At 50.1% G+C, this 14465-nt stretch carries 10 protein-coding genes; all 10 read right to left on the bottom strand.

Annotated elements, in window-relative coordinates:
- Window positions 1-262: 262 nt before the first annotated feature.
- Window positions 263-598: an SMI1/KNR4 family protein gene (locus PXY01_RS20900; protein ID WP_164744533.1), complete on the bottom strand. Its 336-nt coding sequence runs from the start codon at window positions 596-598 to the stop codon at window positions 263-265.
- A gap of 1202 nt (window positions 599-1800) precedes the next feature.
- Window positions 1801-3633: a glutamine--fructose-6-phosphate transaminase (isomerizing) gene (glmS, locus tag PXY01_RS20905; protein WP_127572902.1), complete on the bottom strand. Its 1833-nt coding sequence runs from the start codon at window positions 3631-3633 to the stop codon at window positions 1801-1803.
- Between the two features lie 152 nt (window positions 3634-3785).
- Complete coding sequence (locus PXY01_RS20910) at window positions 3786-4010, bottom strand: hypothetical protein (protein ID WP_127572904.1); 225 nt, start codon at window positions 4008-4010, stop codon at window positions 3786-3788.
- A gap of 1063 nt (window positions 4011-5073) precedes the next feature.
- The gene (glmM, locus tag PXY01_RS20915; RefSeq protein ID WP_127572906.1) at window positions 5074-6414 is read right to left on the bottom strand and encodes a phosphoglucosamine mutase; all 1341 of its coding nucleotides are present in this window, start codon (window positions 6412-6414) and stop codon (window positions 5074-5076) included.
- A gap of 76 nt (window positions 6415-6490) precedes the next feature.
- Window positions 6491-7978, bottom strand: coding sequence for a CdaR family protein (locus PXY01_RS20920; RefSeq protein WP_164744534.1), 1488 nt, complete (start codon window positions 7976-7978; stop codon window positions 6491-6493).
- A complete protein-coding gene (gene cdaA / locus PXY01_RS20925; RefSeq protein ID WP_127572910.1) occupies window positions 7971-8807 on the bottom strand; it encodes a diadenylate cyclase CdaA in 837 nt (278 codons plus the stop codon). Before cdaA ends, PXY01_RS20920 begins: the two co-directional genes overlap by 8 nt.
- A 253-nt stretch (window positions 8808-9060) precedes the next feature.
- Window positions 9061-9693, bottom strand: a complete 633-nt coding sequence (locus tag PXY01_RS20930; protein WP_307719407.1) for a zf-HC2 domain-containing protein — start codon at window positions 9691-9693, stop codon at window positions 9061-9063.
- A gap of 99 nt (window positions 9694-9792) precedes the next feature.
- Complete coding sequence (gene sigW, locus PXY01_RS20935; RefSeq protein WP_127572912.1) at window positions 9793-10359, bottom strand: RNA polymerase sigma factor SigW; 567 nt, start codon at window positions 10357-10359, stop codon at window positions 9793-9795.
- 2 nt (window positions 10360-10361) lie between these two features.
- Window positions 10362-11276 (bottom strand): EamA family transporter, encoded by a 915-nt coding sequence (locus tag PXY01_RS20940; RefSeq protein ID WP_127572914.1) that lies wholly within the window; start codon window positions 11274-11276, stop codon window positions 10362-10364.
- Between the two features lie 135 nt (window positions 11277-11411).
- Window positions 11412-14204 carry a phosphoenolpyruvate carboxylase gene (gene ppc, locus PXY01_RS20945; RefSeq protein ID WP_127572916.1) on the bottom strand — a complete coding sequence of 931 codons (2793 nt, stop codon included), beginning with the start codon at window positions 14202-14204 and terminating at the stop codon, window positions 11412-11414.
- Between the last annotated feature and the right edge of the window lie 261 nt (window positions 14205-14465).

Here is a 14465-nt window from a genome sequence, read left to right on the forward strand (position 1 = left end):
TAACGCAATGCCTCTGACGGAAGACGAGTGTAAAATCATTAGTTGCAGCAGTTCCAACTTGTTCAACAGCATATTTCAACCATGCGCTCGCGGCTCCTTCTGATCGAAAGCCATACTATATAACCTCGTATACAAAACTAAACAACCAGTCACCGATTCATTTCGACAACTGGTTGTTTAAACTTGCTAGCTGCTTTGATTCCACATAGCTGCAGAAAATATTTTCCAAGAAATTGAGTTGTTGGAGAAGATTGGATCTTAATCATTTCAAGCAATTCAGAGAAAGAATTACATACAAAATAGAGGCTATTATTTTGCCATTCACTAACCGTTTTTTGGCAAAACCCTCTTCATCAAGGTCCTCCTCCGCTACCGTTTCTTCATGATCTAGAAACACAATTGTGGGCTCATTTACGTTCTTTCTATAGTCGAAGAGAAACAGATCCCCGCCTCCATTATCTGCAAACGGAAAGACTCTTTCAGGTAGACAATCTTTAAAAGCATTATATGTGTAAAATATAGCTTTACGTTCTAACTTCTCTTCATTCTTATAGCATAGAAGTGCTATTGATAATGAACAATAAAGTTTAACGCCCACACGCTCCCCCTCCAAATCCCCTCACCCCCCCGCCCAACAAGCCTTCTCAGCCTTTCACCAAATCTCCACTCCTTCAAAACCGGAATGACAAGGAAAAACACAAGGGGCAAGGATGATAAGGGCAAGGCAAAGAAAGGACCAGGGGCAAGGATTAAATCGAGAAAAAGCCTTTGCTGGCAAGGAATCTGCGGGATATTGATCGGGGAAAACAATTGAAAAAGAATTCGAAGAAAAAGAAAAAGCCGAGTGAAGTCAGGATCGAAATGCCTGAAATCTGCTCGGCTTGCAATCGTACTTTATAAGCTTTGTGCAAGCTTTATAAGCTGGGCGTTAAAGTTTATTGGATGGGAACTCAATTTGCATTCTGCCTGTTTCTTGATGATGATGCGCATTAATAATTTTGGATGTTATATACATTATATCATATATATTCAAAACCTCTAATCTCTCACTCACTCTTAAGATAATGTCGACAAAATTCACCGAGGCGCCCTTCCGAGTTAAACGCAAAAAACCGCTGGAACTATCCAGCGGGCAACAATTTGTCGTGATATCGAAACTCAACTTGGTTTGGCCTATGTCATTCGACATTTTCACTACCTATCATAAAGTCTAAAAGGGAGCCACGGATCAATCCCTCGGACTCCCTTTTTGATATTACAAATCACTCATTAGAATCTCGCCTATAATACTTATGTAACGGAAATAAAGTCGTATGGCTCCTCCCCCGCTTCCCTCACCTTCAAAAAAGCCCGCCACTCCGCCCTTTTTCACCTGTTCACCCTGATTTATCTGACAACTTGAGCAAATAAAGTCGTATCAGAAAATGTAAGGGAAAAGACAGGGATTAGGGTCAAATTGCCGCTCGGGAAATGAAAATAAAGTCGTATCAAAGGGTAGGGATAAGATCGGGCTGGAGGGGACAGAAATAGCCTGAGTAAATACTTGAGCAATGCCTTGGTAAGTCCCGCTCCCACGTAGCCTGAGAAAAGCCACTGAGATAAGATTCGAGAAAGAGCCTGCATTTTCCTTCCATCTCCCCTAATCCCTGTTCCCTGAAACAAAAGAAAGGCTGAGCAAATGCCAGGAAATAATCCTGATCTGCTCAGCTCTGATACGACTTTATTTGCTTAGATATGAGTTTGGGATCACTGATATGAGTTTATTTGCTTCTCACAATACTTCCGAAACCAGCACTCCGCCTACTCCACCGTCACACTCTTCGCCAGATTCCGCGGTTTATCCACATCGTTGCCTACGGCAAGTGACGCGTAATACGAGATCAGCTGCAGTGGAATGACCGATACAGCTGGCGACAAGAGCGGCAGCGTCTTCGGAATGGCGAACAGCTCGTCGACCGATTTGCCAACCTCTGCTTCGCTTCCTGCATTGGCAATACCAAGTACATGAGCGCCACGCGCTTTTACTTCCTTGATATTGCTCAGCGTCTTCTCATACAGTTCTTCCTGTGTCACTAGCGCGATGACCGGAATTCCGTCCTCAATCAACGCGAGCGTACCGTGTTTCAGCTCACCTGCAGCATACGCCTCGGAGTGGATGTACGAGATTTCCTTCAGCTTCAGCGATCCCTCTTGTGCGACTGCGTAGTCGACGCCGCGGCCGATGAAGAATAGGTTCTTATGAGTGGAGATCGATTCCGCTACTTGCTTCAGCACAGCGGATTGCTCCAGCACCGCTTCGACTTGCTCTGGCAGCTGCTGCATCGCCGCGAGAATCTCGCTAATTTCAGATTGCTCCACCGTACCGAGCGTCTGTGCCAAATAGAGACCGAACAGGTAGAACGCGATCAACTGCGACGTGTACGCCTTCGTCGATGCGACAGCGATCTCTGGACCTGCCCACGTGATGAGTACGTCATCCGCTTCGCGCGCGACAGAACTGCCTACGACGTTCGTAATCGCCAGTACACGCGCGCCATTACGTTTTGCCTCACGCAGCGCTGCAAGTGTATCTGCCGTCTCACCCGATTGGCTGACGACGATAACGAGCGTATCCGGCGTAATGATCGGAGAACGATAGCGATATTCCGATGCAACGTCCGTCTCAACCGGAATACGTGCCAACCGTTCGATGAACGTCTTACCGACCAAGCCTGCATGGTAAGCTGTACCGCAAGCGACGATTTGCACCTTACGAATGCCCTTCACTTGCTCAGCTGTCATTCCGATTTCGTTCAGCGACACCGATTTGCCGTCTTCCGACACGCGTCCGCGCATCGTATCACGGTATGCTTTCGGCTGCTCATAAATTTCTTTCAGCATAAAATGATCGAATCCGGCTTTCTCTGCCGTGACGAGGTCCCAATCGACATGAAATATTTCCTTGGAAATAAATTCGCCGTCCGTCGTCATTAGTTCGACACCGTCACGTGTCAGAACCGCCATCTCGCCGTCGTTAAGGATATACACATTGCGCGTATATTCTAGAATTGCTGGAATATCGGAACCGATAAAGTTCTCGCCTTCTCCGACACCGATGACAAGCGGGCTCGCAAAGCGTACAGCAACGAGCTTCTCCGGCTCATATTCTGTCAGAACACCGAGGGCAAAAGCGCCGCGCATCCGCTTTACAGCACGCTGTACCGCCTTTACGATATCGCCGTCGTATTCATCCGATACCAGATGAGCAATGACTTCCGTATCCGTTTCCGACAGGAAGCTATGACCTTTCGCGATTAGTTCTTCCTTCAAGTCCAAGTAGTTTTCGACTATGCCATTATGCACGACCGAAAACTTAGCCGAGTTGTCCGTGTGGGGATGCGAATTCACATCCGAAGGTTTGCCGTGCGTCGCCCAGCGCGTATGGCCAATGCCAACAGAGCCTGTGAGAGGCACTTCTTGAAGCTGACCTTCCAGCACTGCAAGACGACCTTTCGCCTTGCGAACTTCGAGACCGTTCTTCGTAAACACCGCGATACCGGCCGAGTCATAACCACGGTATTCTAGCTTCTTCAAACCTTCGATAAGAATTTCTTGCGAATCGCGATTACCGATATATCCCACAATACCACACATATAATATAGACCTCCGTTAAATTCGATTAATGTTCCCTCGAATTCACGTTTGCCTGCTGCGCGGTAAGCGGTATGCAGTTGTTCTTACCCTTCTGCCCGCACCGATGCACAGCTGGCATCGTGGACCCTAGGGCTCTCTTGGCTTGTTTTCTTCATAACAACTTCGTGATCACGAGACTTCTGCCAACGCTGAAACCAGATGCTCCTTCATCCGTCCGGCATTGGACCAATTGCTTATATTCATAAGCTGCTTTCATTCTGCCGCACATTTGGCCGACCGGTTGCCCGCGTCGTTTTGAGTTACGGCTTTCGGTATGAATGAATACCGGGAGGTCCCCGCCGAAAGATCCGAACGCCTCCACCTCGTCAGCTTGCATAGCCGCCCTTCCCCTCCGTGGGAATAGTCGTAACAGCGGCTTTCCATCCGCAAGCTCTGGCGCTTATGTTGCTAATGAAAACCTCTACCCTCGCTTTCAATTCCGGAATCATACCATCTATCATATTCACTTTCCATAAAATCTGCAACTAAAATTAATTACTGCCCATCCAAACCATACGCTGTCCATCCAAGCACTCCCTGAAAGTGCTGAGTCCAACAACTCCGATCTTTGCATTCCGCCAAAGTATCGCTGCGATGTTTAATAATAAAGTCGCTTATCCCCCTTCGAAACATGCTCTTTCTCTAATCCCTTACCCCCATAATATGATTCTAAATCCGTTTGCCCGCTTCATTCTATCCAAATCTATATTCGATGTAGTAATACAGCCGAGGCTTGAGCGCTGTTAACGCACCATATATGTGACGTTAACGAGCACACACCGGGGCCCGGGCACTGTTAACTCACCAGTTTTATGACGTTAACGTTCACGCGCCGGGGCCTAGGCTCTTTTAACACACCATTTGTGTGACGTTAACGTTCACACGCCGAGGTCCGGGCGCTGTTAACGCACCAGTTTTATGACGTTAACGTTCACACGCCGGGGCTTGGGCTACTTTAACGCACCATTTGTGTGACGTTAACAAGCACACAGCGGGGCTTGGGCCACTTTTACGCACCTTTTGTGTGACGTTTACGAGCACACACCGAGGCCCAGACGCTGTTAACGCACCATTTATATGACGTTAACGTTCACGCGCCGAGGCTTGAGCCCCTTTAATGCACCAAAGTGTGCGTACCTCAGGCATTCCAACTGACCACCAAAGCCGCACAGAGCACAACGCACACCCTTCAACTCTTATCTTCTCCCGACGCTGCATCTCATACCCACAACATCGATATAAGCATTTACCTCAGCCAGCCTCTCACCCGTCGTATTGCCTCCATCATCTTCACCCAAGGCGTCCCCAACTAGCAAAAAAGGGGGAACAGACACAGGCGTGACTGCTCACCCTTTACATCCAATCTATTTTACATCCTTAAAAAGCTGATGCCTTCTCCTTTAACCTAGCTCCGATTTCACGACGTCCGCGATACGCTTGACGTACGCTTCGACCTGATCCTTCTCTGGACCTTCTGCCATAACGCGGATGAGCGACTCCGTCCCAGATGGACGAACGAGGACGCGGCCGTTGTCGCCAAGCTCCGCTTCCACTTCTCTAACTGCCGCTGCGATCGCTTCGTTATCTTTATACATCGTTTTGTCCGCAACACGCACATTAACAAGCACCTGCGGATATTTACGCATGAGACCTTTAAGCTCGCTAAGCTTCTTACCCGACTTCACGAGCGTGTCGACCAGCTGCATAGCGGTTAGAATTCCGTCACCCGTCGTATTGTAATCGAGGAAAATCACATGACCCGATTGCTCACCGCCCAGGTTAAAGCCGCCGCGGCGCATTTCTTCCATTACGTAGCGGTCTCCGACAGCCGTCTGTGCCGTATTCAGCTCCAGCTTCTTGGTCGCTTTGAAAAATCCGATGTTCGCCATAACGGTCGTCACGATAGTGTCGTTGCTAAGACGTCCTTCACGGCGCATGGCATCACCACAAATGCACAAAATATAATCGCCGTCCACTTCCTCGCCCTTGTCATCGATAGCAATGAGACGGTCGGCATCACCGTCGAATGCCAAGCCAAGCTGAGCGCCATGCTTCAACACTTGCTCGCGAAGAAATTCCGGATGCGTCGATCCGACGCCCGCGTTAATGTTACGACCGTCCGGCTCTGCACCGACTGTAATCACTTCTGCGCCAAGCTCGCGGAATACGCGCGGCGCCAGTTCATAAGCAGAGCCGTTAGCGCAGTCGAGCACAACCTTCAAACCTTGGAATGATGAGCTGATTGTCGTTTTCAAGTATTCGAGGTAGCGGTACTTTGCCGTATCGTCAGAGGTGACCGTGCCGATATCTCCCCCTATTGGACGAGGCAGCTCGTCAACCTCGGCATCCATCAGACGCTCAATCTCAAGCTCCGTATCGTCAGACAGCTTGAAGCCGTCGCCGCCGAAAAACTTAATGCCGTTATCGGCTACAGGATTGTGAGAAGCGGAGATCATTACACCTGCATCCGCTTTAAGCTCCCGTGTCAAATAAGCAACTGCAGGCGTTGAGACGACGCCCAGACGAACGACACTCGCACCGATCGACAGAAGGCCTGCGATAAGAGCAGCCTCCAACATAGGTCCGGAAATTCTTGTATCCAAGCCGATGACAACCTTCGGTTGATCCACTTGACCTGCCAGTACATAACCACCGCAGCGGCCAATTTTATAAGCAAGCTCCGGCGTGAGCTCCTGATTCGCTACCCCGCGTACACCATCTGTTCCGAAATACTTACCCATTTCTGTCCTGATCCCCTTCTATGTTTGATGAATGAATGATCCAAATAAGTACATCTGTCTCTATTTACTTGCCCGGTTATTCAACCGCCACCGGTTCTAAATGCTTGTCATTCCCGGCAGCAGGTTCATCAACCGCGTCTGTCTCCTGATTAGAATGCGCCTCGGAGCCTGAACCGGATACCGGTTCCGCTCTGTCTTCGGTTCCGGCAGCATTCTTATCGTCGCCGCTGCTTGCGGCTTCTCCTTCATCCTGCGCAGCATCACTGCTGCCAGTCTCTGCCCCCGCATGACCGGTGCTCGTACCCGTATTAGAAACGGGGGCCGCATCCTCCGATTTGCTGTCTGTTATATCGACTGTTACCTTATAAGGGAGCGGATCGACGCTTGTATAATTCGGCACATGAATTGTTAATACAATTTCATGATGGCCGACCCCAAGCGACTCCAATCGAGCTACCGCTTGAATATCGTCCTCATCTATCGTTGCGAGAAGCGAAGGCGCTCCCCGAACTGAAATATCCATCTTGCCTTCGGCTGGAATGACGAGTGAGGCACTCATTCCCTCTGCCAGGCCATTAAGCACGATCGGTACTTGTGGAATGACTCGACTTTCGGTCGGCTCGATCTCAACCGACACGGACACTTTCGCCGGGTCGACCGCTGCAATCCCTTCTATCGGAGTAATATCATACGTATAGGTGCCCGACCCGGTTACTTTGGACAGATCTACATTAACGCCATCGTAGAAATCCAGTTTATCCAGCACGTTCTGCGGTCCATACACCGTAACCTGCTCGGTTGACAGCGTCAGCTTCGCAATGCTTAAGCCATCCGGAAGCTTGCCTGTATACCCGATTTGCAGCGGCAGCTGCTTATACGGCTTCGTAATCGGTACCTCTACTTCTACAACACTCGGGCTGACGACGGCGTCCTTAAGCTCATTGCCGTCATTGTCATAGACGACAACGCGCGCCTTTTTCTCGGTGACCGTCTTCTCCTCATTCTGCACGCTCACTTTAACCGCGACTGCACCGATAAGCTCTAATTCATCCTCCGGCAGCGTCACATGCACCCGATTGTTCGGCTTCACGATCGGTTCTCCTGCCTTATACCCGTTAGCCGGCTCACCTTCGGTAATAACTTGAACTTGGAACTCCTTCGTCTGCATCGGTTCGATCTGAACGGTTGCCCGGTTCGGCGTCATCTCGATTAATTCGACGCCTTTGGGAAGCTCGACAGATAACGTTACCTCGCTCCTGCCGTTCGGAACTGCCGACAAATTCGCCGATACAACATAATCATCCGGTCCCGCTGCAGCGAGCCGGGTTCTTGTACCACTGACAACGAGCTTCACTGCACCCGGATCAATAGATCGAAGCGCGCGCGTCTTCTCATCCAAGCCGATGGTCTTAATTTGTACTGTATCAATGACATGCGTAATCGTAGTCGATATATTCGTCTTCGGATTCGTCTCCGGATCAAAATGCACAACCGCCCAGAGCAACAACGCAACAATAACAGACAATATTTTGAGCGCAGTCGGATGCGCTAGCCATTTATCCATTCTTCCGATCCCCCTTACGGCGCCAGAACGAGGTTTTAACCTTCTCGCTCTGCGCATTCGACGGGAGCAGCTCTTCGAACAGCTTTGAGATCAACGATTCTTCCTTTATGTCTCTAACGATCAAGCCGTTCATGCAAAGCGATACTTGTCCAGTCTCCTCCGAGACGACAACCGATACAGCGTCACATACTTCCCCGACCCCGATCGCAGCTCTATGCCTCGTTCCCAGCTCCTTACTGATGAACGGATTCTCGGACAACGGCAAGTAACAGGCAGCCGCCATAATCTGGTTACCGCGAATAATTACGGCTCCATCGTGCAGCGGTGTATTCGGCGTAAAAATGTTAACGAGCAGCTCTGAGCTAATTCGCGACTCCATTGCAATACCCGACTCAATAAATTCATTGACGCCGGTACTCCGTTCGAATACGATTAAGGCTCCAATTTTCCGCTTCGCCATAAAATTCACAGCCTTAATAATAGCCGTAATCCGTTCGTTGATCTGATCCCGCTCCAGCCCGTTCGACCGCGCGAACAGCTTGCCGCGTCCTAACTGCTCCAGTGCACGGCGCAGCTCCGGCTGAAAAATAATAAGCACGCTGACTACACCGAACGTAAACATCTGATTCATCAGCCATTTCAGTGTGCCAAGATCCAGCCACGTACTAAGCGCCCATGTAGCGACGAGTACGAATATACCCTTGAGCAGCTGAACAGCGCGCGTTCCGCGAACGAGCAATATTAATTTATATATGATGTAGCTGACAATGACGATGTCGATAACATCTTTGATGCCGTTCTGCCAGCTTAATTCGTTAAAATAGTTCATCGTTTAACAGGCCCCCAAGCGACAATTACCCATTCGGCAGCCATTTGACACATTTCAACAGTACCCTTGTACCGCAAATGACCATATATCTATTTATCGGTCTTCTGTCAAACAGACTGTACACGATGCGTAACGCGTACAACTTACTCATGATGCCATATTATCAACCTTATTATTTTCTAGAAAGTACAATGTAAATCCTTCTTATCATACAAAAAAAGTGCCTTCCCTTCAAAAAAGGAAGGCACTTCTGCTATTTCGTAATATCGGTTACCGTCTCCGTTACTTTATACCAGAACCAATCAAGCGCCCGGTCAATCGTTCTGCTGGACCCTGCAATGTGCGCTGTCGATGCAAGCTGCAGCTTGCCATCGATGACCGTGACGTTGCCATTAACCTCACCTTGCACTTCTGCCGTTCCGTTCTCGATCGTGAGATCGCCGTTCACCATAGCTCCTGCGGGCACGATGACCTTATCGCCTTGAATAATAACCTGCTGTAAGTCCTTGCCCTTCACGACCAATTCCCCATCCTGATTCCACATTGAGAGGAAGCTCGACAGCATGACGAAGAAGAATAACGCCGCGACCGACACAGCCGGATGGTTCCTTACCCATCTGAACCATGACAGCTGCTTCCGTTCCTTCGGCAGAACGGCCATGATGCGCTGGCGCAGTTGCTCGGACATCGCCGGCTCAATCGGAGTATGCAGATGAAACGATGACGAGACGAGCGATTCTGTTCGCTCCAGCTGCTCGAATCTCGCCCTGCATGCCGGACAAGCCAGCATATGAGCTTTCAGCTCTATCGTATCTCGTTGCGGCAGATCGCCGTCCAAATAGTCGTGCATCCATATCATGGCGACGTTGCAATTCATAGCAGCCATTCCTTTCCCCCACATGCTTAATCATCAGGTTGTTCTTATCAACATACGCGCGACCGTCATTCTACGTTTCATTACCTATACGGCGATCGGTTCATTTGGTTACAATTTATGTTCCAGCCGCTTGCGGAGAAACTCACGACCACGGTGAACGCGTGTCTTGATCGTTGTGACCGGCATGTCCAATACGTCGCTGATCTCCTGCAGCGACATGTCTTGCAAGTATCGGAGCACCATAACCGACTTATACTTTGCAGGCAGTGTAGCGATCGCTTGATGAATGATTCGCTGCGTCTCCGAAAGCAGCGTCTCGCTTTCTGGTGTGCGATTATCGCTCGGCAGCATCGAATAACCGTCGAGTCCTTCATGCTCATTCGATTCCGCATCTAACGAATAAGTCGCTTTCCTTCTTCTAAGCCGGTCGATACATAAGTTCGTCGCGATCCGATAGATCCAGGTCGAAAATTTCATTGAATCATCATACCGGTCCAAATTGCGGTATACGCGCAGAAACGTATCCTGCACGACATCTTCCGCCTCCTGGCGGTTGTATAACATCCGGTAGGCCATATGATATAGTTTATCCTGATACATGGCCACAATGTCGGCGAACGCTTGCTGGTCACCTTTAAGTGCCAGCTTGGCCAGCCTCGCTTCCACAGATATCAAAGTTATTCCCCCAGACGTGGCGCCTTCCGTGGTTGTCCGCCGGAACGCCGTTCAGCCAATACAATTCCGCATAAAATAATGATAATGCCTAATACTTGACCAATTCCAATGCTCTCTCCCGCAATAAGCCAGGCTGCAACTACGGCTACAGGAAGCTCGACTGCACCCAGCATCGATGCCAGACTGCTGCCGATCGCTGGGATGCCAACTGTGAACAATAGAGTAGGAATCACCTGACCAAGCAGCCCTAGGACAAGTCCAATGCCTGCCATCGTCAGCTCATCCTCTCCTGCCCCTGCATGCCAGCCATACAATGAGGCAATGAGCGCGAAAGCCGCTGTTGCTACAATCGCCGATCGCAGCGCCGGATCACCATCGTACTTTACACGTCCCGTCAGCCATAAGTACAAGCTGTAGGAAACCGCCGATAGCAGTCCCCACACGATACCAAGCGGATCAATGCGATCGAGACCGTCACTCGTTAGACCTGCAGCGAGCACTGTGCCCGCCAGCACTATCGCGATCGCTAGCCAGCTCCACCCTCCTGGCCATCGTCTATTCCAAATGCTGTCTATCAAAATCGTAATCCACGTAAACTGAAAAAGCAAGACAATCGCAAGCGACGCATCGATTCTTGCAAGTGCTAGATTATAAAATATCGTCGTCATCGCCATCCCGAACAGTCCAATGGAGACAAGCTTAAGCCATGGGCCGGTGAACGGACTGCGTCTTGCGCCTTTTCGGAGAAAGGTGATCACCCACAACAACAAGGCTCCCATCCCAACTTGATGAACGGTTATCTCCTCGAAGGTAAAGCCGGCCGCATACGTTCGTTTTACGATCGGTGATAACAATCCGTAGCTGGAAGCGCCCAGCAGAACAAATAAAACAGATAAACCGTAGCCTCGTGTGTTCATTCCATTACCTCACATTAATATGTACAAAAGGCCGGGCGAAGCAGCTTCCGCCGCTTATTCGCCCAGCCTTTATCTAATCTGTATCCCCGGCGTCGCCGGAGCTATTCCTCTTCTCTATATGCAAGGTAGAAGGTATCAGCCCGTATTCCGAAGACCTGCAGCAATACCGTTGATCGTGAGGAGAACTTCACGCAGCAGTTCTGCGCTGCCCGGACCGCCTTCCGGAATCGAACGAAGCTCGGTCAGCAGCTGCACTTGCAAGTAGCTGAGCGGATCGACGTATGGATTACGCAGGCGGATCGATTCTTGGATAACCGGTACGTTATCGAGAATCTCGGTTTGACCCGTAATCTCCAGAATGAGCCGCATCGAACGCGCATACTCTTCCTCGATCTGACCGAATATACGGTCACGAACCGTAGAATCCTTAATCATGCTCGCATACTGGCGTGCAATCAGCAGGTCTGCTTTGGCAAGCGCCATCTGCAGATTGTCGATCAATGTGCGGAAGAATGGGTAGCCTGTGTACATGTCACGAAGCTTCTGCATGCGTCCGCTGTCGCCTTGTACGTACTGATCCAGCGCATAGCCTGCCGCATACCATGCCGGCAGCAGATAACGGCTTTGCGTCCATGCGAATACCCATGGAATCGCGCGCAGGTCCTCAAAGCGATCGCTGTTTTTGCGCTTCGATGGACGGGAACCGATGTTCAGCTCGCCAACTTCGGCAAGCGGCGTCGATTCCTTGAAGAACGTCATAAAGTCCGGATCACGGAAAATAAGATCCTGATATTTAACAAGCGCCGTCTCGGAAATGCCGCGTGCAATTTCGTCCCATTCCGCTTCAGCCTTCGGCATTTGCTCTGGGTATTTCGCAAGCCGCGCAGCCGTAATGAGTGCCCAAGTCGCTTGCTCCAAGCTGCGGTAAGCAATGGCTTGCATACCATAACGGGAAGACAGTACTTCGCCCTGCTCCGTAATTTTGATGCCGCCGCCGATCGTATGCGGCGGTTGAGCGAGAATGCTGCGGTTCAGCGGCATGCCGCCGCGTCCAAGCGCACCACCACGTCCGTGGAAGAACTTCAGCTTCACGCCGTACTGTTTGGCCGCTGCCGTAATGTCGTTAAGCGCAACGCGCAGCTCCCAGTTCGCTGTCACGACGCCGCCATCTTTGTTACTGTCCGAATAGCCGAGCATAATTTCATGCACGTCGTTCATTGCAGCTACCGCTTGACGGTAGATTGGTATTTCCAGCAGACGCTTCATAATACCAGGTGCAGCATGCAGGTCATCGATCGTCTCAAACAGTGGAACCGATTGAATCGTGCATATAACTGTGCCGTCCGCTTCTTTGCGGAACAAGCCGACTTCCTTCGCGAACACCATCACTTCCAGCATATCGCTGGCCGCTTCTGTCATACTGATCAGATAGCTCGAGATGCAGTTTCTGCCGAATTCCTTCTGCGCACGATATACGGTCTCATAGACATCAAGACACTCGCGCGTCGATTCGGAATATTCCAAGTGGCCGCTCGTCAGTGGACGCGGATCGTTCAGCAGCTGCACAAGCAGCTCAACCTTCTCGTCCTCGGAGAGTGCCGAATAATCTTCGACGATATGCATCTTACGGAGAATCTCTGCCATTGCATTACCATGCTCTTGGCTGTGCTGACGAATATCCAGAGTAGCCATATGGAAACCGAACAGCTCCACTTGACGAATCAGCTTGCTAATATGTGTATCTGCCGCATAGTCTGCAAAATGATGGCGCAGACTGCGGTCGATGATTTTCAAATCCTCAACGAGCTCTTGCGGGCTGTTATAGCGGTTAACCGCACCTTCGCGCGTGTTAGCCAGCTTCTGCAAAATGTAGCCGACTTTAATTCGATAAGGCTCCTGCTCATTACGCCAAATATCAACGCAATTCAGCTCGATGGTTTCACGGTCGGAGCGAATCGAATCGAGCAACTCAGTTGTTACCTCAACGATGTTCGTGCTAAAGCTGAGAATATCCATTAACTCATGCAGCACTTCGCTGTACTTCTCCAAAGCAAGCGCACGATGAAGAGTCAGCGTCTCCCACGTTACTTTCGCTTTAACCGATGGGTTACCGTCACGGTCGCCGCCGATCCAAGAACCGAACCGCAGATACGATGGCACATGCCATTTCTCATCCGGATAGTACTTGGTCAAGCAGCGCTCCAGCTCCTCATATACGTTCGGGAGAGCGTCAAACAGAGTCTCATCGAAGAAGAACAAGCCATTGCGTACTTCATCGATAACCGTCGGTTTACGTCCGCGCAGCTCGTCCGTCTGCCACAGTGTGAATACTTCATTCAGCAGCTTGTCGCGAAGCTTCTCGCGCTCACGATGCGTCAGCGTCGGATTATCGAGCTCCATCACATCGACCGCGATCCGTTTATGAATATCCAGAACGGCACGGCGCGTTGCTTCGGTCGGATGTGCCGTCATAACAAGCTCCAGCGAAATACCGTTCAACATTTCTTTTACATCTTCAACTGCAATATTGCGTTCCTTCAGCACTTGTACAGCGCTCTCGATCGAGCCAGGCTGAACACTTTCACCAGCTGAACGTTCATAATCGCGCTTGCGGCGAATACGATGATTCTGCTCAGCGATGTTAACAAGCTGAAAGTAGAGTGCAAAGGCACGAATAACTTGGTGACGAATATCCGGGCTTAAGCCTGCAATCGTCGACTTGAATTCCTCATACAGCTCCAGTGAATATTCCGCGCGAAGAGATTTACTCATTTCGCGAATTTTCTCTACGATCTCCAGCAGCTCCTTGCCGCCTTGATGAACGAGCACTTCCCCCAAAATGTTACCCAAGAAACGAACGTCCCGACGAAGCAATTGGTTCGTGCTTGCCTTGTTCGCTGTCGGGCTCGTTGTAGTCTGTTCCGACATACTGTTCCTCCTCTAGATCGCGCGCTGCCGAATTCCAGCTGGCCTTATGCCACGATACGATCATCTTCTGTAGCATTGCTCTAACGCGGTATACATCAAGTATGGCACGATTTAATGCACTTTTTTCATCATACTACATTTCGTTGCTGTATTGAAGTGTTGAGTCAAGTTTCTGTCACATTTGCCGGCAGGAAAATAAATCCCTTATAACAACAAAACTCCCCGGCCTGTAAGGCGAGGAGCAAATGTGCATAGTAAGTA

The organism is Paenibacillus xylaniclasticus, assembly GCF_004001065.1.
Taxonomy (GTDB): Bacteria; Bacillota; Bacilli; order Paenibacillales; family Paenibacillaceae; genus Paenibacillus_T; species Paenibacillus_T xylaniclasticus.

Coding starts and splice junctions, on each gene's coding strand:
- ppc (WP_127572916.1), bottom strand. CDS start 14,204: ATGTCGGAACAGACTACAACGAGCCCGACAGCGAACAAGGCAAGCACG.
- PXY01_RS20920 (WP_164744534.1), bottom strand. CDS start 7,978: ATGGATAAATGGCTAGCGCATCCGACTGCGCTCAAAATATTGTCTGTT.
- PXY01_RS20910 (WP_127572904.1), bottom strand. CDS start 4,010: ATGCAAGCTGACGAGGTGGAGGCGTTCGGATCTTTCGGCGGGGACCTC.
- glmM (WP_127572906.1), bottom strand. CDS start 6,414: ATGGGTAAGTATTTCGGAACAGATGGTGTACGCGGGGTAGCGAATCAG.
- glmS (WP_127572902.1), bottom strand. CDS start 3,633: ATGTGTGGTATTGTGGGATATATCGGTAATCGCGATTCGCAAGAAATT.
- PXY01_RS20940 (WP_127572914.1), bottom strand. CDS start 11,276: ATGAACACACGAGGCTACGGTTTATCTGTTTTATTTGTTCTGCTGGGC.
- cdaA (WP_127572910.1), bottom strand. CDS start 8,807: ATGAACTATTTTAACGAATTAAGCTGGCAGAACGGCATCAAAGATGTT.
- PXY01_RS20930 (WP_307719407.1), bottom strand. CDS start 9,693: ATGGCTGCTATGAATTGCAACGTCGCCATGATATGGATGCACGACTAT.